General features: G+C 53.1%; 19 protein-coding genes. 13 read left to right on the top strand and 6 right to left on the bottom strand.

The window, feature by feature from the left end:
* The 3 genes from ACN06F_RS16215 to ACN06F_RS16205 are packed head-to-tail and all read right to left on the bottom strand — an operon-like array spanning position 1 to position 4,403.
* Positions 1-924 carry an ABC transporter permease gene (locus tag ACN06F_RS16215; RefSeq protein WP_120386226.1) on the bottom strand — a complete coding sequence of 308 codons (924 nt, stop codon included), beginning with the start codon at positions 922-924 and terminating at the stop codon, positions 1-3.
* A 59-nt stretch (positions 925-983) separates the two neighbouring features.
* The gene (locus ACN06F_RS16210; protein ID WP_120386227.1) at positions 984-2,504 is read right to left on the bottom strand and encodes an ABC transporter substrate-binding protein; all 1,521 of its coding nucleotides are present in this window, start codon (positions 2,502-2,504) and stop codon (positions 984-986) included.
* 45 nt (positions 2,505-2,549) lie between these two features.
* Positions 2,550-4,403 (bottom strand): ABC transporter ATP-binding protein, encoded by a 1,854-nt coding sequence (locus ACN06F_RS16205; RefSeq protein ID WP_120386228.1) that lies wholly within the window; start codon positions 4,401-4,403, stop codon positions 2,550-2,552.
* 219 nt (positions 4,404-4,622) lie between these two features.
* On the opposite strand from ACN06F_RS16205, the gene ACN06F_RS16200 reads away from it, so the two are divergent.
* The 4 genes from ACN06F_RS16200 (at position 4,623) to ACN06F_RS16185 (ending at position 8,429) form a co-directional block, all read left to right on the top strand.
* On the top strand, positions 4,623-5,153 hold the full coding sequence (locus tag ACN06F_RS16200; protein ID WP_433924301.1) for a winged helix DNA-binding protein: 531 nt from the start codon (positions 4,623-4,625) through the stop codon (positions 5,151-5,153).
* A gap of 305 nt (positions 5,154-5,458) precedes the next feature.
* A complete protein-coding gene (locus tag ACN06F_RS16195; RefSeq protein ID WP_433924300.1) occupies positions 5,459-6,442 on the top strand; it encodes a TRAP transporter substrate-binding protein in 984 nt (327 codons plus the stop codon).
* Positions 6,443-6,537: 95 nt separating this feature from the next.
* Positions 6,538-7,101, top strand: a complete 564-nt coding sequence (locus tag ACN06F_RS16190) for a TRAP transporter small permease (RefSeq protein ID WP_038478846.1) — start codon at positions 6,538-6,540, stop codon at positions 7,099-7,101.
* Between the two features lie 23 nt (positions 7,102-7,124).
* The gene (locus ACN06F_RS16185; RefSeq protein ID WP_038478843.1) at positions 7,125-8,429 is read left to right on the top strand and encodes a TRAP transporter large permease; all 1,305 of its coding nucleotides are present in this window, start codon (positions 7,125-7,127) and stop codon (positions 8,427-8,429) included.
* Positions 8,430-8,443: 14 nt separating this feature from the next.
* Here ACN06F_RS16185 and ACN06F_RS16180 read toward each other — a convergent pair whose 3' ends face one another.
* The gene (locus ACN06F_RS16180; RefSeq protein WP_433924299.1) at positions 8,444-9,976 is read right to left on the bottom strand and encodes a diguanylate cyclase; all 1,533 of its coding nucleotides are present in this window, start codon (positions 9,974-9,976) and stop codon (positions 8,444-8,446) included.
* Between the two features lie 219 nt (positions 9,977-10,195).
* Here ACN06F_RS16180 and ACN06F_RS16175 point away from each other — a divergent pair, with 219 nt between their 5' ends.
* The 9 genes from ACN06F_RS16175 (at position 10,196) to ACN06F_RS16135 (ending at position 21,419) form a co-directional block, all read left to right on the top strand.
* A complete protein-coding gene (locus ACN06F_RS16175; protein WP_433924298.1) occupies positions 10,196-12,895 on the top strand; it encodes an EAL domain-containing protein in 2,700 nt (899 codons plus the stop codon).
* Between the two features lie 118 nt (positions 12,896-13,013).
* Positions 13,014-13,742, top strand: coding sequence for an HAD family hydrolase (locus ACN06F_RS16170; RefSeq protein WP_433924297.1), 729 nt, complete (start codon positions 13,014-13,016; stop codon positions 13,740-13,742).
* Complete coding sequence (locus ACN06F_RS16165) at positions 13,735-14,445, top strand: UTRA domain-containing protein (RefSeq protein ID WP_038478831.1); 711 nt, start codon at positions 13,735-13,737, stop codon at positions 14,443-14,445. Before ACN06F_RS16170 ends, ACN06F_RS16165 begins: the two co-directional genes overlap by 8 nt.
* 167 nt (positions 14,446-14,612) lie before the next feature.
* Entirely contained in the window at positions 14,613-15,662 is a 1,050-nt protein-coding gene (locus ACN06F_RS16160; RefSeq protein ID WP_095603645.1) for a putative 2-aminoethylphosphonate ABC transporter substrate-binding protein, read from the top strand.
* Positions 15,663-15,705: 43 nt separating this feature from the next.
* Positions 15,706-16,830 carry a putative 2-aminoethylphosphonate ABC transporter ATP-binding protein gene (locus ACN06F_RS16155; protein WP_038478825.1) on the top strand — a complete coding sequence of 375 codons (1,125 nt, stop codon included), beginning with the start codon at positions 15,706-15,708 and terminating at the stop codon, positions 16,828-16,830.
* A complete protein-coding gene (locus ACN06F_RS16150; protein ID WP_038478822.1) occupies positions 16,827-18,521 on the top strand; it encodes a putative 2-aminoethylphosphonate ABC transporter permease subunit in 1,695 nt (564 codons plus the stop codon). Before ACN06F_RS16155 ends, ACN06F_RS16150 begins: the two co-directional genes overlap by 4 nt.
* Before the next feature lie 53 nt (positions 18,522-18,574).
* Positions 18,575-19,711, top strand: coding sequence for a 2-aminoethylphosphonate--pyruvate transaminase (locus ACN06F_RS16145; protein WP_038478820.1), 1,137 nt, complete (start codon positions 18,575-18,577; stop codon positions 19,709-19,711).
* Positions 19,711-20,529, top strand: coding sequence for a phosphonoacetaldehyde hydrolase (phnX, locus tag ACN06F_RS16140; protein ID WP_038478816.1), 819 nt, complete (start codon positions 19,711-19,713; stop codon positions 20,527-20,529). Before ACN06F_RS16145 ends, phnX begins: the two co-directional genes overlap by 1 nt.
* Complete coding sequence (locus ACN06F_RS16135; RefSeq protein ID WP_095603647.1) at positions 20,526-21,419, top strand: EamA family transporter; 894 nt, start codon at positions 20,526-20,528, stop codon at positions 21,417-21,419. The genes phnX and ACN06F_RS16135 overlap by 4 nt, the downstream gene beginning before the upstream one ends.
* A 7-nt stretch (positions 21,420-21,426) precedes the next feature.
* Here the strand turns inward: ACN06F_RS16135 and ACN06F_RS16130 are convergent, their stop codons facing one another.
* Together ACN06F_RS16130 and iolB are read right to left on the bottom strand one after the other, a co-directional pair.
* Positions 21,427-22,170, bottom strand: coding sequence for a sulfite exporter TauE/SafE family protein (locus tag ACN06F_RS16130; protein ID WP_038478810.1), 744 nt, complete (start codon positions 22,168-22,170; stop codon positions 21,427-21,429).
* Positions 22,171-22,281: 111 nt separating this feature from the next.
* Positions 22,282-23,085, bottom strand: coding sequence for a 5-deoxy-glucuronate isomerase (gene iolB / locus ACN06F_RS16125; protein WP_038478807.1), 804 nt, complete (start codon positions 23,083-23,085; stop codon positions 22,282-22,284).
* Between the last annotated feature and the right edge of the window lie 36 nt (positions 23,086-23,121).

The following is a 23,121-nucleotide window of genomic DNA, read 5'->3' as shown; positions in this document are numbered from 1 at the left end:
CTAGCTCTTACGCACGCGCGGATCGACAAAGCCGTAAGCGATATCGACCAGCAGATTGATGGAGATAATCATCAGCGAGAGGATTGTGATAACGCCTTGTAGCACTGGATAGTCACGGGCGGCCACGGCATCGAAGGCCAATGTTCCAAGTCCTGGCCAATTGAACACTCGTTCAACCACGACGATACCGCCGAGTAACCCGCCGAACTGCAAGCCAAAATAGGTGATTAGGGGAATCGAACAGTTGCGCAGAGCGTGCTTATAGAGCACGACGGAGTTGGAAAGGCCCTTAGCTCTTGCCACCATGATGTACTGTGAGCGGAGCGTTTCCAGCATCGTGGTTCTTACCAAACGCACGTTGGTTGCTGTCAAAATAATGCCCATCGTCGCTGCTGGCATGATAAAGCTTTGCCACCCTTCCATGCCGCTAGGAGGAAGCAAGTTAAAGGTAATCGAAAGCAGCAGCACCAGCATGATGGCGAGCCAGAAGTTCGGAAAAGAAAGCCCTACGAGCGATAGAATACGAATCAACTGATCGGGCCATTTGCCACGCGAAACAGCAGCTTTAATACCCAGCGGAATCGAAACAACAATAGACACCACAAGTGATGCGAAGGCGAGAGCCAGCGTGGCAGGCAGAGCTCGGCCGACCAGCTCACTTACCGGCGTACCGCCCATAAAACTGCGCCCCAGGTCACCGGTAAACAACCCTTTAAGGAACTCTAGATACTGGACCAAAAACGGTTGATTCAGGCCCAGGGCTTCGCGAATGCGTTCGAGGTCCGCCTCGGTGATACTTCCAGCGCCTTGTGCCAGCATCACCGCCGGATCGCCTGTAAGGCGAATCGCAAACGAAACGATCAGCGTTACGGCTACTAGCACAAATAGTGCTTGTAGCAATCGGTAGAAAAGAAACTTGGCCACGTGGCCTCCCTCTCGATAAACAAATGGCCGCCGCCGTTCATGGCGGCGGCGAATTGGACTTATTCAGAGACGTCGACGTTGGTCAGGCGTATCCGGTTATCGGGCGCCGGTTCAAAATTTTCTACCCGCTCTCCCACGCCGTACAGAGCGTTCAAACTATAAAGTGGCATTTCAAGTGCGCGCTCCTGGGTATAGCGAGCGATATCCTGCAGTAGCGTTTCGCGCGCATCGCGGTCCAAAATACCGCGCTGTGCGTTGAGCATCTCGTCTAGTTGTTCATCGCTGTCGTAAGGGTTCCAGCGTTCGCCTGTGTGATACATCAGGTAAGCAGTGTTGTCGTAGTCAAACGTCCAGCCGCCCCACTTCTGCTGAAACATTGCACCGGTGCGTCCTGCTGGAATGATGTCATTGAGTAGCACATTGGTTTCATAAGGCTGAATGGAAGCATTGAGTCCTACACCTTGCAGATAGGCGGCAACCACCTGAGCAACTTCGGCAAAGGTTGAGTCATTGCCACGAACATCAATCTGGAGCGTAGCCCCTGGTTCTACGCCTGCTTCCCTGAGCAGCTCTTGGGCGCGCTGAGGGTCATAAGGATAAGGCTCTAGTTCCGAATCGAATCCAAACGATTGGCTGCCTTGGAAACTGGCGATAACGTTTCCTTCGCCAGCCAGAATGGAATCAACAATCGCCTGGCGATCCACTGCCATGATAATGGCTTGGCGCACACGCTCGTCGGCGGTGATACCAGACTGGGTATCAAAGCGGAGCGCTTCTACCGTCGGTGATGCGACGCTGACTACCTTAGTATTGGGATGATCGTTGATCGCGCCAATCATGCCGATAGGGATGGTTGGTGGAAGCACAATGTCGATTCGTCCTGCCTGCAGCTCGGCGACGGCCGTAGATGGCTCAGAGATGAAACGATAGGTGACGCTATTGAGCTTGGGCGTGCCGCCCCAGTGATCGGTAAATGCTTCCAGTTGCACATCAGAACGTGGCGTGTAGTCGACTACTTTAAAGGGACCAGTGCCTACAGGGTGGGTATTAAAATAATCGTCGCCATGCTCCTCAATGTAACCGGGAGGCACGATCATGGCTCCGTAGCCAGCTAACTTCGTGAGCAATACGGGGTCGGGTTCATTTAAATAGAAGTCGACGGTGTAGTCATCAACAATATCGACACGTTCGATAGCGGTGTAGTTCGAGCGCTGTGGACCGCGTGCGCCCTCTTCGCCAAGTAGCCGATCAAAGGTGAACTTGACCGACTCGGCGTTGAACGGTTCTCCGTTATGAAAAACAACGCCTTCGCGTAGCGTGAAACGTAGGCGCGTACCGTTGTCCAGCTCTTCCCATGCTGTGGCTAGCCCAGGAACCAGCTCAAGATCAGGGCCACGGTAGGTTAGTCCATCAAAGATATTGGTGGCTACCGAGGCCCAGTTAACCAAAAAGGTGTCAATAGGATCCCAACTGCCTGGGTCTTGTGGCGAGGCTATCGTCAGCGAGCCTGCGTGGCTGGCAGTTGCTGTCGCCATGGCGGCCGCCAATGTGCAGGCTTGGAACAGTGTTGTCTTTTTCATTTTACAGTTCTCCAAAAGCTTATTGTTGATGTTTACTGCGGATGACTACAGGCAGTGCGAAGCGCCGCCACGTGAGACGAAATGACCAGCTTCTATTTCGTCTAAGGAGAACACCGTTGGCTCATCCCCTACCTTACGAATAGGACTTGGGATATCTCCCTCCAGCAGTAGGTGTTCGCGACGGTAGTGAGGGTCAGCCACTGGTACGGCAGAAAGTAGTTTCTGAGTGTAGGTGTGCTGAGGGGAGTCAAATACTCGCTGGCGTGGTCCCATCTCAACAATCTGTCCCAGATGCAGCACCGCGACGCGATGACTCATTTTTTCAACCACAGCCATATCATGGCTGATGAAGAGGTACGCGAGTCCCTCTTCGCGCTGTAACTGCATCATCAGATGAATAATTTGCGCCTGAATCGAGACATCCAGTGCTGAAAGCGCTTCATCGGCAATAATCAACTTGGGTTTCGAGGCCAGAGCCCGAGCGATGCAAACACGCTGCCGCTGGCCACCTGAAAACTCATGCGGGTAGCGATTAGCATGTTCTGGTTGAAGACCAACACGCTCTAACAGCTCGTTAACTCGCAGTTGGATGCGTTTTCGATCGCTCATCAATCGGTGGGTATGAATAGGCTCAGCAATAGAAAAACCTACGGTCTTACGCGGGTCTAGTGAAGCAAAGGGATCTTGGAAAATGTACTGCACCTGTTGGCGTAGCATCATTTTCTCGCTGCGTGACATTTCCGTAACAGCTTTGCCGGAAAAGACGATGTCGCCGCTGGTGCTCTCCTGCAACTGCTGAATGGTGCGGCCAATGGTAGATTTTCCGGAACCTGACTCTCCGACCAATGCCAGCGTTTCGCCAGGGAAAATATCAAAGCTCACGCTCTCTACTGCGTGGACGCGGTGGCTGACGCCGCCAAAAAAACCTTTGTTGATATCGAAACGCGTTACCAAGTTCTTGACGCTTACCACCGGCGTTTCCTGAGTGCGAACGGTATCCTGTACCGTCGGCTCGCCTTGAGTGATGATTTTATTGCCGTCAAAAATAACCAGTGGCTCGGCACGTGGCAGCGTTTGACCTTGCATGCTGCCCAATGTTGGAACAGCAGCCAGCAGTGCTTGAGTATAAGGAGCCTGGGGGGACGCAAAGAGGGTGCTGACGTCCGCTTCTTCCACCTTCTCACCATTACGCATTACGACAACGTGGTCGGCGACCTCTGCGACTACGCCCATATCATGGGTGATAAAGATAACCGCCATCCCCAGCTCCTTTTGGAGGTCGCGGATGATAGCCAGGATTTGAGCCTGGATGGTGACATCCAGCGCAGTGGTGGGTTCGTCAGCAACCAGTACCTTGGGCTTACAGGCAAGTGCCATCGCGATCATCACCCGCTGACGCATACCGCCGGAGAGTTGGTGAGGGTAGCGCTTGAGTAGGGACTCTGCATCAGCTAAACGCACAATGCGTAGCAGCCTTAATGCCTCTTCTCTGGCGGTGGCTCGGGTGTAATCGCCATGCAGCAGCAGTACCTCGGTGATTTGATCGCCAATGGTGTAGACCGGGTTCAGCGACGTCATCGGCTCCTGAAAGATCATTGAGATCTCTTTGCCACGAATTTTACGCATTTCCTTATCAGAAAGTTGCGTTAAATCAATCGGTTTACTGTCTGGGCTACGACGAAACAGGATATTGCCCTTAGCGATGGTGGCATTCAAATAGTGAACTAAGCCCATCGTGGCCAGCGAGGTCATGGATTTTCCTGATCCCGACTCGCCTACAATTGCCAGTGTCTGGCCAGCGTATAGGTCAAACGAAAGGTCTTTGACGACACGGTTGGAACCAAAGGCAATATCCAGCGATTGAACGGACAGTAGGGGAGGATGATCATGATGAGGCACAGTAATATACCTATATTTTTTATATGATTTATCTGTAAATTATCTGCATAGTGTTCACGTGTCAATTGTACGATTTACCCTCTTTTTTTAATGGTAGAAGAACCTTTGATATCGAAAACGAGTTGCTAGCTGCCCCTAAAACCGCGGACTATGGTTCAATTAGCGGGTGTCCGCTCTGCTAATATGGATTAACAATGCAAAATAAATAGGTAGGTATTAATGATAGATGTAGAGCAAATGGTAGCGGGTGGGCGTGGGCCGATTGTTTCGTCGGAGCACTTATCACACAAGGCGAAAGAGTTGTCTGAACTTGAATTCGGTTTGATCATCTCGAGCCATGCCTTCAATCGCTGGATGGTGCGTTGTATGACCGCTACTGGCTATCCAGAATTGGGGACGTTGGATGTGCTGGTTCTGCATAGTGTCAGCCATCGTGAACGTGCAAAGCGTCAAGCTGATATATGCCTCGTGCTAAATGTAGAAGACACTCATACTGTTACGTATGCGCTGAGAAAGTTAGTTAAACTCAATCTCGTTAAAGGTGAAAAACAAGGTAAGGAAACTTACTTTTGTACTACTGAACAAGGACGAAATGCCTGTAGCCGTTATGCCGAAATCCGTGAAGCCTGTCTAATTGATTCGCTTACATCGATGGGTATAGAACGTGCAGAAATCAGTAAAGTGGCAGGGATTTTACGTGCAATGTCAGGCCTGTATGACCAGGCAGCACGGGCAGCTGCTTCTCTTTAAAAAGTGTCAGCTTTGATGCAACGAGCGGCGCGTGAGCCTGTAAAAAGGATGAAGTGACTAAACGATTAAGGAGCCTATGCAATTCGAAGATCTCTAAGTTGTTCTGCAAGTTCTAATGTACAGCTTTAATTAGCACGATTTTTCAGTGACGTGATGCTTGAAACAAAAAAGCGGCTTCTATCTGCCTTGAACGCATATGAGCTATGTTGTGATGTGGCTTATAGAAAATGTAGAAGTAATGCGCCATTACTTCTGCTAAATCTAAGTGAGCCTCCACGAATATTACAAATAAGAGGAATGCTCCTATGCGTAACTGCATTTTTACTCCCCTTGCCCTAGTCACTATCTGTAGCTTGGCTGCCACGGCCCATGCGGCTGAATGGACCATGGCAACGCCTTATGGTGATGCAAGCTTCCATACCCAAAACAATAAACAGTTTGCAGAGGATGTGGCTGAGGCCACAAACGGTGACTTAACCATTACGGTGCACAGCGGTGGTTCGCTGGTCTCACATGGTGAAATTAAGCCGTCGGTGCGCCGCGGTACGATTGATGCTGGCGAAGTGTTCCTCTCTGTTCTTTCCAATGATGACCCTATTTTCGAAGTTGATACGCTGCCGGGGGTGGCCGGTAGCTATGAAGATGCCTATGCCTTGTGGGAAGCCACTAAGCCGATGATTACTGAGCTGTTTGCCTATGAAGGAATGGTGCCTTTGTATGCTGTCGCTTGGCCAGCGCAGGGCATTTACACCTCTGCGCCGTTAACGGATCCCGGTCAGTTCGACGGCTTGCGGGTGCGTGCGCCAAATATTAATACTCAGCGTTTCGTTGATAATTTAGGTGGCAGCCCGACAGAAACCGAAGAGTCTGATATTCCTACTGCCTTTAGCACCGGTCGTGTGGATGCCATGATTACGTCCAGTTCTACCGGTAACTCCATGGCAGCCTGGGACTATGTGACCGACTACACCGATGCCAACTTGTGGCTGCCTAAGAATATTGTGTTTATGAGTCAGCGCAGCTTTGATCGTTTAGATGAAGCTACCCAAGACGCGCTGATGGAAGCGGCTGCTCGGGCTGAAGAGCGTGGCTGGCAAATGAGCCGCGAGAACAATGAAACTAGCCTGGAGGCGCTGAAGGAAAATGGCATTTCAGTTTCTCAGCCTAATGAGGCGGTCTCTGCTGCTCTGCAAGCGGCGGGCGATGAGCTGTTTGCCGACTGGGAATCCCGTGCTGACGAAGACGCAAAACAAGCCTTAGAGAACTATCGCGAACAACGCGGTAACTGAGTCTTAACAACTAATGCTGGTTTTAAGTAATGCTGGCTTTAAGGGCGGCTGTTTATGCCGCCCTTACCACCCACGCGCTCAATGAGACTGCGAACATGATGTTTAAATTCGACAAACTCTACCGCCTCGGTGCTTGGGGTGCTGCCGCGTGTATGGTGGCTATTTGTGCACTTATCGCACTGCAGGTCACGTTTCGGTTAGTAGATGCGCTGCTTGTTTTGGTTGGCCTTAGCCGACTCGGCGTGAGCATAACCGGCGTTTCTGAGATGGCGTCTTATCTGTTAGTCGGGGCAACGTTTCTTGGGCTTGCCTACACCTTTGTCCACCATGCGCATATTCGGGTGACGCTGCTTATCTCGCGTCTACCTTCTGCCATACGCGTCTGGTTTGAGGTGTTTGGATTGCTCATTGCGGTAGTGATCAGCCTTTTGCTGACCTATGGCTTGATTGGACTGGCAAGAGAAAGCCTTCAATATAACGATGTATCGTCAGGCTTTTTATCGATTCCCTTGTGGATACCGCAATCGGTATTAGTTGTTGGGGTAGGGCTCTTGGCATTGGCACTTCTGGAAGCCTTGTGGATAGCGCTGCGTATCGCTATCCACGACCCTGCGAGCTTCCGTGAAGCAACCGCCATCGACGACAACGAAGCGCATTAAGACGCTACCCAGGAGACACCCTCGTGCTATTACTTAGTTTGGCTACCATCTTTACCCTCGTGGTGCTGTTAGGCAGTGGCGTCTGGATTGCCTTTGCTCTGATTGGCACTGCTTGGGTTGCTCTTCAGTTTTTTAGTCCCTTCGACCCCGGCCCTATTCTTGCCTCGGATTTTTGGGGAGCAAGCTATGGCTGGGATTTAACGGCATTGCCGATGTTTATCTGGATGGGTGAGATTCTGTTTCGCTCAGGTCTTGCCGACAATATGTTTCGTGGCTTGTCGCCCTGGTTAAATCGCCTGCCAGGACGTTTACTTCACACCAATATCATTGGCAGCGGCATGTTTGCCGCCGTATGTGGCTCTTCAGCGGCGACCTGTGCAACGGTGGGGAAAATGACCCTGCCAGAACTCGAACGCCGCGGCTATGACAGCAACATGGCGATTGGTACATTGGCCAGCGCTTCAACGCTAGGCTTGCTGATTCCGCCTTCCATCGTACTGATTGTTTATGGCGTGGTGACTGAACAGTCCATTACCCGGCTATTTATGGCAGGCATTGGGCCAGGGCTGATGATCTTGGCCATGTTTATGACCTATCTGGTGCTGTGGGCCCTATTGAAAGGTAACCGAAACGGCTTAACCGGCGCTGATGAGTCGGGCATGAGCTTTGTTGAGAAGCTGCGCAATACCTGGTCGCTGGTGCCAATCCTGCTGCTTATTGGCGGTATTATCGTATCGATCTATGGCGGCCTAGCATCACCAACAGAAGCTGCCGCGGTAGGCGTCGTGCTGTCGATGGTCATTGCGCATTTTAATGGCCACTTTAATCGAGACATTTTTACCAGCTCGTTATTTGCCGCAGTACGTACCGCGTGCATGATCGCCTTTATTATTGCTGGCGCGTCATTTTTGACCTCTGCGATGGGCTTTACTCAAGTGCCTATGCAGTTAGCTCGCACGATTGGTGAAATGGGTCTATCTCCTACGATGCTGCTAGTGGCCTTAACGGTGCTGCTGTTGATCATGGGCTGTTTTTTGGATGGTATTTCACTGATTCTGCTAGTCACGGCCATCATTATGCCAGTGGTTAGCGCCGCTGGATTTGATCTGATCTGGTTTGGTATCTATCTGGTGATTGTGGTCGAGATGTCACAAATTACGCCGCCTGTGGGGTTTAACCTATTTGTCATTCAAGGACTCACTGGTAAAGATATTGTCACCATCACGAAAGCAACACTGCCATTCTTTCTGCTGATGCTGCTGGCGATTGCTTTTATGCATCTCTTCCCTGAAATCGCCTTGTATCTACCCCAGGCACTGAATAGATAGTAGACGACTAACGGTCAATCTTGGCCATGAACGGAGATGCCCCGGCGGCCAGAGCGTTTGATGAAATACATGCTCTGGTCGGCGGCATCTATCAGCTCCCGTTCATTGCTGAAGTTGCCATTGCTTAAACACGCAATGCCCATAGATGCAGTGATATACAGTGCTTCTTGGTCAATTTCCAACATAGGTTGCTCATTTAAATACAGAGCAATGCGTTCGGCTAACTGTCTCGCGGTTTGAGCGGTCTCATCGGGCAAGATAATTAAAAATTCTTCACCGCCATAGCGCCCAGCCAAATCGCCTGAGCGAGTTAATGACGCTAGTATCTTACCAAAACGTTCCAGAATTAAGTCGCCTGTCTGGTGGCCATATTGATCGTTAAGCACTTTGAAATGATCTAAATCGATAAACACCACTGACATTGTGCGGCCTTGCTCATTGCAAAGCGCAAAACGTTCTTGGAGTTGCTGCTCTAACCACGCACGGTTGGCCAATTGAGTTAGTGGGTCAATACGGCTGCGTTCTTCTAATGCAGAATTATGCAACTGTAGTGTATCCAGCTGCTGTTGCTGAGCATCTAATCGTGCGGTGAGCGTCAAAGAGTGTTGATAGAGCAACTGCTGTGCGTCCGCCAGCAGTGTTTGACTATTCACCGGAGCGGGTACGGTGAGATCCAGAATATCTGTTAATAAATCAATTTGTTCTGACAAGTGATGGAAAAGCGCTTCAATGACATTCGTAGGCAGTGTTTCTGTGACCGCTAACTGCCTAAGCAACATTGCTAAGGTGGTGCTTGGTTCAGGGCTGAGCCATGCATCGGCGATTGAACCGGATAAACGTAGACAGAGTGTTGCCATGTCATCGGTTAAAAAGCCGTCATGACTTTGGTCAATAGCATGCACGATTGAGGACGGTAGCCCCCACTTGGCGGCTAACCAAGCGCCAATCAGTGTGTGGTCACTGCCAAAGTGGCGGCGTTCAGCGTTGACTAACTGTGCGTGAGACACTTTGCTTTCAGCGTATAGTGCCTCGGCCTCGTCTGGGTAGGTGGTGAGGATCGCGAAAATGCCTATATCCTGCAGTAGGGCAAGCGTGAATGCGCTGCCAACCTGTTCGGGGCAGAGTTGGTGAGCCAGCTTACTTGCTACCACGGCGGCAACAATGGCGCGTCGCCAAGTTTGTAGAGCTGCGTTCTCTGTGGGTGGCCAGGGAAACAGAGTGAAGCTCAATACGGTGGCGAGCGTTGCGTCTAATCCCAGTCGCTGGGTTGCTTCCAAACTGGTTTGTGCAGGATGAGCTGAACGAAGGTAGTGCACGCTATTCGCGGCCGCAATAAGGCGGGCCGTTAACCCAGGGTCGCGTTCAATAACATGAGCATAGTCACTCAGAGAAGCCTGAGGGGAGCGCGCTACTTCAAGCACTTGCATGGCAATAGCAGGAAGCGAAGGTAGGTTGGCCGAGCGTAATAACGCATTACCAAGAAAACTGGGAAGCCCATTAGTAAGCGAGGTATAAAGTGTTTCATCTTCTGTTGAACGGCTCGTCATATTACCCCTAAACGTGCTGTCCAGCGTAGCGAGCAGCCACTAAGTTATGTGCTAAGTTATCAATCATAGCGCCTGCGTCTGTTTAGCAGGGTTATAGATAGGCGTGGTACATCAGTAAAATAACTGTTTATGCTGTAGCCCGCTGCATTTTATTGCAACAGCTTATTACAACAGTGCTCTGTGGGCAGCTGCTCTACGATGACAAAAGTGAGTGCTCCAATGCACACCATAAACGAAGCGTCGGAGATTTTCCGTCAGTTGGCGGAAGGTTTAGGACGTAGTGGAAGACCTGACTTTTATACGACGCTTGTCGAGCAACTTGCCCAACTGCTTGGGATTGATCATGCGTTGATCGCTGCGGTCACCGAGCCTCATATGGCCACAACGTTGGCCGTTTGGTCAAATAATCATCATCAGGAAAATGTCGCTTATCCTCTCATTGGAACGCCTTGTGAAACGGTTTTAGGTAGAGAACCTTGCTTGTATGCCTGCGATGTTCAGGCGCGCTTTCCTAAAGACGAGCTACTCAGCCAACTGGGTGCAGAGAGTTACATGGGACTGCCTCTGTTTTCATCCGATGGCTCGGCCATTGGTATCTTAGCGGTGTTAAGCAATAAACCGATGCAGCTTGATGGACTTGAAAACGAAATTTTGCGCATTGTGGCTGCTCAAGCGGGGGCAGAGCTTGGTCGCTGCCAAGCCGAGCAAGCGCTTCGTCAAAGTGAAGAATTGGCCCGAGAGAGTGAGCGGCGTTTAAACACATTGCTTAATCACCTTCCTGGTATGGCCTACCGTTGCCTAAATGATCAACACTGGACGATGCAGTTGGTCAGCCAAGGGGCTGAGGCGCTCACGGGCTACCATCCGGACGAATTACAAGATAATCGACTCATCAGTTTTGCCTCCCTCATACACGAAGCCGATCAAGATCGCGTTCATCTAGCAGCACAACAGGCAATCCAGCAGCGTCAGCCATATCGCGTGGTGTACCGATTGCGCCATCGGGATGGCAGTTACCGTTGGATGTGGGAGCAAGGGCAAGCTGTTATCGATGATGATGGCCATGTTGCCTATCTCGAGGGCTTTATCTCAGATGTGACCGACCAGCACGAATCACAACGCGTGCAGGATGCGGTGGTACAAGTAGCCTCTACAGTTACCTCACGCGTAGGAGACGATTACTTCCACCAGTTGATCATCACGTTAGCCACGTTATTAGAAGCAGATGCTGGGTTTATCGCGTTATTGGATCAACCTGTTCCACAGCTTTTGGGAGCATCTAATAAGATAAACGCGGTGCTACCCGCAACAGCAGCCCAGACCGTTAGTTTAGTCACGAATGGCCAGTTAATAGATAACCAAACGTTTATGCTGCAGGGAACGCCTGCTGAACGAGTCGTGTTTGAAGGCGAGAGCGTTGTTCAAAGTGGCCATGCGTTTACGCTGCCGGGAACCTCATTAAGTACCCAGGCGTGGATAGGCCGCCGCTTGGATAATGCTAAGGGCGATGCCATCGGCGTGATGATGGTGTTTTATCAAACACCACTGACGACCAATGCGTTTGCAACTTCCGTGCTGAGAATTCTCTCTACTGGTGCTGCCGGTGAGCTTGAACGTCGCCGTGATCATCGTCACATACATCGTCTTGCCTACACAGATAACACAACAGGATTACCTAATCGTGCGCGCTTTATGGAGCTATTGGCCAGTATGGGAAAAGAGGCAGCTAGTCAGGGTGACTCTCTTTCACTGCTGCTGCTGGATATCCGACGCTTTAAAGAGGTAAATGATTTACATGGCCACGAGGTAGGAGATCAGTTACTCGCAACCGTAGCCGAGCGCTTGAGGCAAGCTAGCCTATCTAAAAGCGCTGTCGCACGACTTTCCGGTGATGAATTTACGATACTGCTACCCAACATTGAGGATGTTCGTCTTCAAGAAGTAGTGTTTCAGCTATGCGAGGTAATCAGGCGCCCCATCCAGCTGGGGCATCGTGTTTTTAATCTCGACGTCAGTATTGGGGTAGCCAGCTATCCAAGCGATGTATCGGAGGCCGGTGAGCTGTTTAACGCAGCCAGTATTGCACTCCATCACGCAAAACGCCGTGATAATAGCGTATGCCCCTATACACAGGCGATGCGTCAGACGCTGGAACGCCGGCAATGGATGACCGAGCGCCTGCATCAAGCCATTATTGAAGGGCGTCTACAACTTTACTTCCAACCCCAGTTTAGTCTTGCTAGCAAAACATTGACGGGGGCTGAAGCGTTGTGTCGCTGGTTTGACCCTGAGTGGGGCTGGGTAAGCCCCAGCGAGTTCATTCCTCTGGCGGAAGAGCGTGGCTTGATCCGCATGCTGGGAGACTGGGTGCTAGAAGAAGCGGCACGTCAGTTAAGTGTTTGGCAGGCTAGCAATATGCCACTGCCAGGTAGGCTCTCAATCAATATTTCAGCGCAACAATTTGCCGATCCTCAGCTAACCGCACATGTGGCTAAGCTAACCGCCTGTGTACCTCCGGGCAGCATTGCGCTTGAACTGACTGAAAGTGATTTTATGCGTGATCCCGATCAGGCGGTCACAATTACTCAGGCTATGCGTCAGGCTGGCTACGCGCTGTTTATTGATGACTTCGGTACGGGTTACTCATCGCTCTCGTATTTACGGCGCTTCGCTGCGGATGCGTTGAAGATAGACATTTCGTTTGTGCGTGACATGCTCGATAACCACCATGATCGGGCGATTGTGCAAACCATTATTGCCATGGCTGACACGCTTGATATGAAAACCCTTGCAGAAGGAGTTGAAAGCCCTGCCCAGGCCGATTTGCTCGCACAAATGGGCTGTAGCGAAGCTCAGGGGTACTGGTTTGGTCGTCCGCTACCCGCCGATGAGTTTGCCTCAATGTGGTTAACCCCTTAAGCCATTTTATTGACAGGTAGGGCGAGCAATTTCCATTCTCATCAATGGCGTCATCGTCCTGTCATCATCGTTGGCATACCCTACGGCGCCGCCGAACTCGCGAAAAAAGGAGTGCCACATGCGCCTCGCTCTGTTTGATCTTGATGACACCCTCCTGGATGGAGACTGCAGCGACCGCTGGAATTTATGGATGATTGAGCAGGGGTGGATCAGTGATGCCGAGATCTTTATAGCCCGTGCCGAACAGATGCAGCAGGCTTATCATGCCGGTAAGCTAAAGCTAGAGGAGTACTTGGCAATGACCTTGGCGCCGCTGCGGGGCCGCCGAGTAATAGATGTACAAAAAGAAGTTGAGCGCTTTGTCGCTACTCATTTGCAGCCCCGTATTTTTGATCAAGCCTGGCGCTGCCTGGACGCGCACCGCCAGTCAGGCGATATCCTCGTCCTCATTTCTGCGTCATCGCATCACCTGGTCGCGCCGATTGCGACGATGTTAGGGATTGATCATGTGCTGGCGGTAGAGCTAAGTGTCGAACATGCGGCAAGCGGGGCAAGCTACACCGGCCATAGCAAAGGCGTGCTCTCTTACCGTGGGGGGAAAGTAGTGCGTTTTCAGCAGTGGTTAACCGAGCAAAAAATTGCTCCCAGCCACACAACGTTCTACTCGGATTCCCGCAACGATATCCCGCTGCTGCAGTATGTCGACTGCCCGGTGGCGGTTAACCCTGACCCCGTGCTGGCGGAGGTGGCTAGTGTAGAAGGGTGGCAGCGCTTAGACTGGCGGATGGCAGCGTCGACAGACGCTTCATCGGCCAACGATCTATCAGGAAAATCGGCGCATGCCTGATGCCTACTATTTACAGTTAACGGAACAGCTTCGTTATTTAATTACCCAGCATGCCACGCAGTGGGAAGGCAAATTGCCCGCTGAGCGAGTGTTGGCAGAGCGCTTCTCTACGACCCGCGTTACGTTGCGCCAAGCCTTAGCGCAACTGGAGGGGGAAGGGCTCATTCACCGCAGCAATCGGCGTGGCTGGTTTATTTCACCGGCTCGGCTGGTGTATGACCCCACCCGGGACGCAGGCTTTAACGACTATGTGGGGGCTCAGGGGCGGCAACCACGCACGGCGGTTCTAAAGCTGGAAACCCGCTCACATCTGGTGGCTGCCCGTGCCTTGGGGCTGCCCGATGATCAGCCGTTTCACCATATTCGCCGTCGCCGTTACGTGGATGATCGCGCTGTGCTGGTGGAGTCGCTTTGGGTGGTGCCAGAGCGTGCGCCAGAGTTGCTAGACATCTACAGCGGACAGTCACTCTGGGGGTTGTTGAGAGGGCGGTGGGGGCATCACTTGGCCAATCGCTCGATACGCATGGTGTCCGAAGCGCTGTCGCCATTAGATGCAGAAGAGTTACTCGTTGCCCCGGGCGCGGCAGGGCTAAACATTTGCCGTGCCATTTTTGATGATCAACAGCGCCCTATTGAGTATGACGAAGAGCACTGGTTACACGATTCGTTATGCATCAGTGTTGAGCTGTCTGGCCAGCAGTAACAAGGTTACGAAGACAAGGGCGCTCAAGAGCCCCCTCACAAGAACCCTCACAAGAACTTATGCTTGAGCGTACATAACAACTTAAAAAATCGGTCAAACAAGCGTCATCGCACTGTCATTTAACAACGGCAAACTTCTGGTCTATACCAAAACGCTGGGAGCCTACCATGTCGAAACTTCGCCGTTTGTTCCAACCTACTCAGATTGCAACTGCTCTGCTTGCAACGACTGCCGTTGCCTTCACTTCGGTGGCTAGCGCCACTGAGCTAACGGTGTACACCGCCGTTGAGTCAGATGACCTGCAAAAATACGCCGAACGCTTCAATGCCGCCCATCCCAATATCACCATTAACTGGGTGCGAGATTCTACGGGCGTGATTACTGCGCGCTTGCTGGCGGAAAAAGATAATCCCCAGGCAGACGTCATCTGGGGCTTAGCCGCTACTAGTCTGCTGGTACTTGAAGAAGAGGACATGCTGGAACGCTATGCGCCCGCAGGCGTTGAAAACCTTGATCCTAAATTTATTGATGCTGCTTACCGTAATGGTGAAGACCCTGCGTGGGTAGGCATGGATGCCTGGGTCGCGGCCATTTGCTACAACACTATTGAAGGCGAGCGCCAGGGCGTGCCCATGCCGACCTCCTGGGAAGACCTGACCCAGCCTGAGTTTGAGGGGCATGTGATTATGCCTAACCCCAACTCCTCCGGTACCGGCTATCTGGATGTAGCCAGCTGGATGCAGCTGTGGGGCGAAGAGCAAGGTTGGGACTATATGGACCGTCTGCATAACAACATTTCCCGTTACACCCACTCAGGCTCTGCTCCTTGCAGCCTAGCGGCCACCGGTGAAGCAGTGGTTGGCGTGTCGTTTGCCTTCCGTGGTGCACGGTTAAAATCTCAAGGCGCACCGATTGAAGTGATCTTCCCGGAAGAGGGGCTTGGTTGGGATATGGAAGCTGCCGCCATCGTTGCGGGTACCGCCAAACAGGAAGCTGCACAAACGCTGATGGATTGGGCCGTTTCCCGCGAGGCTAACGAACTCTATAACGAAGGCTACGCCGTGGTGGCCTATCCCGGTGTGGCACAGCCGATTGAAAACTATCCTGCGGACATTACCGATCGCATGATTGATGCCGACTTCCAGTGGGCCGCAGTTAATCGCGAGCGCGTGCTGGCAGAGTGGCAGCGCCGCTACGACGGTAAAACCGAACAGTAAGTACGAACAGCTGCCCCGGCCAAGGCCGGGGCTTGGAGATGTTATGCAGACCACACTGACATCGCCGCTGACGGCTCACTCGGCGGCGAAACCCCTCTCACCCTCTGCGCACCTAAGCATAGATGGTGTCACCAAGCGTTTCGGTAGCTTTACCGCGCTGGACAACATTGCGCTACAGATTCAGGAAGGCGAGTTTGTATGCTTTTTAGGGCCTTCTGGCTGTGGCAAAACAACCCTGTTGCGCACTATTGCAGGCCTAGCTCAGCAAACAGCAGGTAGCTTAATTCAGCGCGGCAAGGATATTTCCATGCTGCCCCCGCAGGCGCGGGATTTTGGCATCGTGTTCCAATCTTATGCGCTGTTTCCCAATCTGACAGTGTTCGATAACGTTGCCTACGGGTTACGCAACCGTCGCAGTGATCGAGCGATGATTGATGCCCGCGTGGCGGAGTTACTTGCGCTGGTTGACCTTAGCGGTAGCGAGCATAAATATCCTGCCGCACTTTCTGGTGGGCAGCAGCAGCGGGTTGCGTTGGCACGAGCGCTGGCTACTGAGCCTGGCCTGTTGCTGCTGGATGAACCGCTCTCTGCGCTGGATGCGAGGGTGCGCGGTCATCTGCGACATCAGATCAAAGCTCTACAGGCGCGTCTTGGTGTGACCACCATTATGGTGACCCACGATCAAGAAGAAGCACTCACCATGGCTGACCGTATCGTAGTGATGAACCACGGGGTGATCGAACAAGTGGGTACGCCTGCCGAGATCTACCACCAGCCCGCCAGCGCTTTTGTAGCTTCATTTATTGGCACCATGAACTTTCTAGAGGTGACCGCACAGGCGAATAACCACGCGTTGCTAGGCACTATTTCCTGCCCTTGCTTGCCGCACGTCTACCCGCAAGGCCAAGCAGCTCAACTGGCCATTCGCCCCGAGTCAGTCGCGCTTAGTGCCAGCACCACTGGGCTGAGCGGTGATGTCATGGGCATTGAGTTTTTAGGTGCGTTTCAGCGGGTATCGCTGCGTCTTAACAATACCGAACAATGGTTGCTGGCTGATGTTCCCAGCCGCGATAGCGCCACACTAGGATTAAGGCTAGGGCAAACCTTGGGTATCCATCTGCCTGCTGATGCTGCCCGCTTATATCCGGCAGGGAGCAACCAGTCATGAGGGCGAGTATATTTTCAGCGCCTGCAGCAACGCCTTCGCTGGAAGCATTGATACGCCTGATCGTGCTGCTAGCGGCTGTGGCGCTGTTAGTATTCGGCCTGCTGTTTCCGCTATTTGCAATGTTGGTGAAAAGCCTGCAAGACCGTAGCGGCGACTTTATTGGGCTAGCTAACTTTGTGCAGTATTTTCAAACGCCAGCACTGGTCAATTCGATCGCCAATTCATTGCGCGTTGCGTTCACTACGACGGTGGTCGTCGCAGGGCTCGCCTTTTTATGCGCCTACGGTATTACCCGTACCTGCATGCCAGGCAAGCGGCTGTTTCGAATGTTGGCGATTTTGCCCATTCTAGCCCCTTCGTTGCTACCCGCCATAAGCTTGGTTTATCTGTTTGGTAACCAAGGTGTTTTGCGCGATGTGCTGGCAGGTCATTCGATTTATGGGTCGATTGGCATTGTGATGGGCATGAGTTTCTGGATTTTTCCCCATGCGCTAATGCTGCTAACCACTGCGCTGACAAATAGCGATGCACGCCTCTATGAAGCAGCAGAAGCACTGGGCACGCCGAAGTGGCGTACATTTTTGACGATTACGCTGCCCGGGGTGCGTTACGGGCTGATTTCATGCCTGTTCGTGGTCTTTACGCTTGCCATTACCGACTTTGGTGTGCCGAAAATTATTGGCGGCCAATTCAGCGTGCTCGCCACCGATGTGTATCGCCAAGTGGTGGGGCAGCAGAACTTCCAAATGGGCGCGGTGGTTAGCGTTATTCTACTGATGCCCGCAGTGCTATCGTTCATCGTCGACCGCTGGATACAGAAACGCCAAGTGGCTCAGCTTTCGGCTCGGGCAGTACCGTGGCAGCCAACGCCTAGCCCGCTGCGAGACTGGACGTTTGCGCTGCTGTGTTATTCGGTCGCGGGCATTATTCTGCTGGTCATTGGTACCGCGGTGTATGCGTCGCTCATACAGTTTTGGCCCTATAACCTGTCGTTTACGCTGCAGCATTACACCTTTCAAGGCTTAGCCGGCGGTGGCTGGGGGGCGTGGTTTAACTCCCTCAAACTGGCCTTTAGCGTCGCGTTAGTGGGTACACTGGTGATTTTCTTTAATGCGTGGCTGATTGAAAAGAGCGAAGGCTATCGACCGCTGCGCCAAGGCCTGCATTTTATGGCCATGCTCCCCATGGCGGTGCCGGGCATGGTTCTGGGCCTGGCTTATATCTTCTTTTTCAACCAGGCAGGTAACCCCCTTAACTGGCTTTACGGCACCATGGCGATTCTGGTGCTCAACACGCTAGTGCACTTCTATACGGTGTGTCACCTTACCTCTGTCACCGCGCTGAAACAGCTCGATCCGGAGTTTGAAGCCGTGGGGGCCTCGTTAAAAGTACCGTTCTGGACCACGTTTAGCCGCGTGACATTGCCGGTATCGCTACCTGCCGTGCTGGATATTTCTGTCTACCTGTTCGTCAATGCGATGACGACAGTGTCTGCGGTAGTGTTCCTCTATAACAGCGATACGCGGCTTGCTTCAGTGGCGGTGCTGCATCTGGACGAGGCGGGCTATTTTGCTAGCGCCGCGGCCATGGCTGTGCTGATTTTCCTTACCTCGCTGGTGGTTAAACTGCTCCACACTGCGCTTACCCACGTTCTCTTAAACAACGCTCAGCGTTGGCGTCAGGCGGGCTAAACAGCCCACTACGCCAGCGGCTAATATGTGCTTATAATCTGGTATAGACCAAAATGATGAGTCATTCACAAGCGCCTTACCTCTTAACCCCAGGGCCACTAACCACCTCCCAGGCGACCAAAGCAGCCATGTTGCGTGACTGGGGCTCCTGGGATGATGACTTTAACCGTGTGACTGCCGATGTGCGTGCGCAACTGCTTGCCATGGCCGAGGCGACAAGCGACGCCTATGCCTGCGTGCCGATGCAAGGCAGCGGCACTTTCGCCGTTGAAAGTGCGCTGGCCTGCGCAACCGACCCCAACGGCAAGGTGTTGGTGTTAATGAACGGCGCTTACGGCAAGCGGGCTGCTCAACTGCTCGATATGATGGGCCGCCGTTATGTGACGCTGGACAAAGGTGACTACCTACCGCCGCAACCCGAAGAAGTGGCGGCACTGCTACAGCAAGATGCTGACATTAGCGCTGTATTTCTAGTTCACTGCGAAACCAGCTCCGGCATTTTGAACCCGCTGGAAGCCATCGCTGAGGTGGTGCGCGCTCACGGGAAAACGCTGATCGTTGACGCCATGAGCTCGTTTGGAGGCGTACCGATCAGTCTGACAACAACGCCTATTGATGTGCTGATTTCATCAGCCAATAAGTGCATCGAAGGCGTGCCGGGCTTTGGTTTTGTGATCATTCGCCAGACGCTACTTGCTGCTGGTCAGGGGCGAGCCCACTCGCTGAGTCTGGATTTACACGCCCAGTGGGATTACATGGAACGCACTGGCCAGTGGCGCTTTACTCCGCCCACGCATACGGTGGTGGCCTTTCAAGCGGCGCTTGCCCAGCACCGGGAAGAGGGCGGCGTGATGGGGCGCTGCACACGTTATACCCATAACCGTAATGTGCTGGTAAAAGGCATGCGAGCGTTAGGCTTCAGCACGCTTTTAGAAGATGAGTGGCTATCGCCGATTATCACCACTTTTTTGAGCCCTACCGACCCTGCGTTTGAATTTAAGACGTTCTATGCAGCGTTGAAGGCGCGTGGCTTTTTGATCTACCCGGGCAAGTTAACTGACGTCGAAAGTTTTCGCATCGGCTGCATTGGCCAATTGGATGCGGCGGTGATTGAACAGTTACTCAGCGTTATTCAAGACGCCCTAACGAATATGGGTGTTTCTCTCTTCACTGAATCAAGGAGTGCCTGATGCACTATCAATCTCCTCAATGTCTGCAGGCGGTGATTTGTGACTGGGCGGGTACGCTGGTCGATTTTGGCTCCTTCGCCCCGACCCAGATATTTGTCGAAGCCTTTGCCGAACTGGGTGTGGCGATCAGCCTAGAAGAAGCACGCGGCCCGATGGGCATGGGCAAATGGGATCATATCCACACGCTGTGCAATCAGCCTGAGATAGCCGAGCGCTTTCTCCAGGCAGTCGGCCACCTGCCGACTGATACCGATGTGACGGCGCTTTATGAACGCTTTATGCCGCTGCAGATCGCCAAAATTGCCGATCACTCGGCGGTGATTCCTGGGGCGCTTGATACGCTAACTTGGTTGCGAGGGCAGGGGCTGAAAATAGGTTCGTGCTCTGGCTATCCGGCCGTGGTGATGGAAAAGGTGGTGGCGCTAGCCGCCGATAATGGCCTGAAGGTGGATCATGTGGTGGCCACCGATGAGGTGCCCAACGGTCGCCCACACCCCGCCCAGGCGCTGGCCAATGTCATTGCGTTAGGCATCAGTGATGTTGCTGCCTGTATCAAGGTGGACGATACCGCCCCCGGCATCCTTGAAGGGCGCCATGCAGGAATGTGGACGGTCGCACTCACTTGTTCAGGCAACGCCTTGGGGCTGAGTTATGGCCAGTATCAAGCGCTAAGCGATAGCGAACGCCGTGCAGCCCATGAGCGCGTGGCCGCTCAATTTGCTCCATCAAAACCGCACTACAGCATTGCCACTATCGCCGAGCTGCCAAGCGTTGTAGATGCCATTAATGCCCGTTTACAGCGAGGAGAGCGGCCTTGAGTCCAGCCGCACTGGCGTTAGTGCTGTTTTCGGTGTGTATGCATGCTGGGTGGAACGTGTTGGGTAAGCGCAATGCACCATCGCTGGCTTTTTTTGCCTTGGCTTACGGGGCAGGCGGTGCATTGTTGCTGCCGCTAGTGTGGCTTGGGCCATCGTTGGCGGCGCTACCCAACGCATTTTGGGGATGGCTGGCGCTTTCAGGGCTGTGCCAAATGCTCTATATGGCTGGCTTAGCCTGGGCTTATGCGCGTGGGGAAGTTAGCGTTCTTTATCCTATCGCTCGGGCGCTGCCGGTGGTGCTTGTGCCTCTCGTATCCATTGCGCTGCTTGGCAACCGCACGTTGGATGTGGCGGATGGCATTGGCATGGCCTTGGTGGTGGCGGGGGCGCTCTGCCTGCCGCTAAGCCATCCAGAGGCGCGCAGACTATCTACCTACTTAACACCAGCCATGGGGTTTGCACTGTTGGCAGCCGCAGGCACGGTGGGCTATTCGCTGATAGATAAGCAGGCACTGGCGTTGATGCAGCTAGCAGGCCATAGCAGTTTAACCGCCGGCGCGGTGTTTATGGTGTTACAAGCAGTGATGACCTTAACCTGGGCGATTCCGCTGCTGATGCTGCTACCCGCAGAGCGTCGCCGGTTGCCTGCCATCCGCCAGCAAGGGCTAGTGATGCTGGTCGTCACAGGGCTGATGATGACCTGCACTTATGGCCTGGTACTCATGGCCCTGGCACTAACCGACGAAGTGAGTTACGTCGTGGCGCTGCGCCAGCTCTCCATTCCGGTGGGGGTATTAATGGGCGTGCTGTGGCTAAAAGAGCCTGCATCGATGGCAAAAGCCGCTGGTACATTGATCATGTTGAGTGGGCTTCTGCTGGTGGCACTTTAAGCACGCGCTAGCCGACCGCTTGCCAGACTAGGTTGATTCCCACCAAAAACATGGCCAGGATCACTAGACGGTAAAATAGCGCTTCGTTGACGCGGCTTTGCAGCCACAGCCCGTTGCGCACGCCGATCCAGGCTACCGGCACCAACAGTAGCGACGCCCAGGCGCTTGTTACGTTGACTTCGCCAAGCCACATATACGGGCCGAGCTTGATGACATTCACCACCGCATAAATGACCGTGCAGGTGGCTATAAAGGTCTCTTTAGAGAGTTTGCGTGGCATCAAATAAATGTTCAGCGGCGGTGCGCCTGCATGGGCAATAAAGCTGGTAAACCCACAAACGCTGGCGGCAGGCAGCGCCCAGCGGGTGGAAATCGGCTTCTTCGCGACAGGCTTCAGCAACATATACACCGCAAACACAACGGAGATTACGCCCAGCACCAATCGCACGCCTTCATCACTTAAACTTCCAAACAGCAGTGTGCCAACTACCACGCCAATGACTAACCCCGGCAAAAACCGCCATACCTCGGCGTTTGCCTGCTTGCCCCACCATGCTTTTAGCGCAAATACATCCATGACTAGCAAGAGGGGTAGTAACAAGCCTGCTGCTTGGGTAGGGCTAATCGCCAGTGCCATGAGTGGCACCGAGAGCGTGCCGAAACCGCCCGCGAAACCACCTTTTGAAACGCCAGTCAGGTAAACAGAAAATACGATCAACACCCACGCGATAACGGAGTAATCGGGAAGCATGGCAAGTCCTTGGCAACCAGTCGTTGAAAAGCCTAACGCGAAAAGCCCCGCATTAGCGGGGCTATACAGCATAGCATTGGATAAATGTTAGCAGGCAAATTGTGCCGCCCGTTAGGCTTTCATTAACCACTCATGGTCGGGGTCGTTGTGAAATTTCCACGCCCGCTTGGGCCCCGCCATGACATTTAAATAGTAGAGCGAGTAGCCATGGGAAGCGCCCACAGGATGGTAGCCCTTGGGTACCAACACGCAGCAACCGTTCTCTACCGCCATGGTTTCGTCAAGGCTGCGGTCATCGGTGTAAACGCGCTGAAAGGCGAACCCTTGTTCAGGATTAATGCGGTGGTAGTAGGTCTCTTCCAGGTATGATTCGTGGGGTAAGTTATCCACATCGTGTTTATGTGGCGGGTAGCTCGACCAGTTACCCGCGGGTGTGAATACTTCAACCACCAGTAGGCTATCGGCGGGCTCGGTCTCCGGTAGAATATCGTGAACATGGCGGGTATTAGTGCCCTGGCCACGGGTGCTTTGCTTGATGTTGTCGGGAGCAATCAGTCTTGGGGCGTGATTGCCATGCCCAGGGGCAGCGCACACCGCAAGCTCTAAGTCCGTGGTCGCTTCCACCGCGTAGCTAACATGGTCAGGCAGATAAACCGCGTAGGGAGGGATCTGCTCAAAGATATCCATGCGCTTGCCGATGTCTTCAAAGCGGTGCTCGCCGCAGGTCACTGTGGCCCGCCCGGTGAGCAGCACCAGGCAGACTTCCTGGTCATCGCTGCTGGCCTCCAGGCGCTGGCCCTTGGCGAGTTTATGCACCCGAAAGCCAACGTGCGTCCAGCCAGCCGATTCAGGGGTAACGTCAATCACGGTGCCTTGGGCATCTGGGGCGGTGGGGCGTACCAGTAGTGAAGCCATATATCGCTCCTTCTGATGGCTAGCTGCTCGGTTGGC

It is taken from the genome of Vreelandella sp. 21 (assembly GCF_050995515.1).
GTDB lineage: Bacteria > Pseudomonadota > Gammaproteobacteria > Pseudomonadales > Halomonadaceae > Vreelandella > Vreelandella alkaliphila.
Note: the sequence above shows the minus strand (reverse complement) of the source record. Positions and strands in the feature narration are given on the sequence as shown.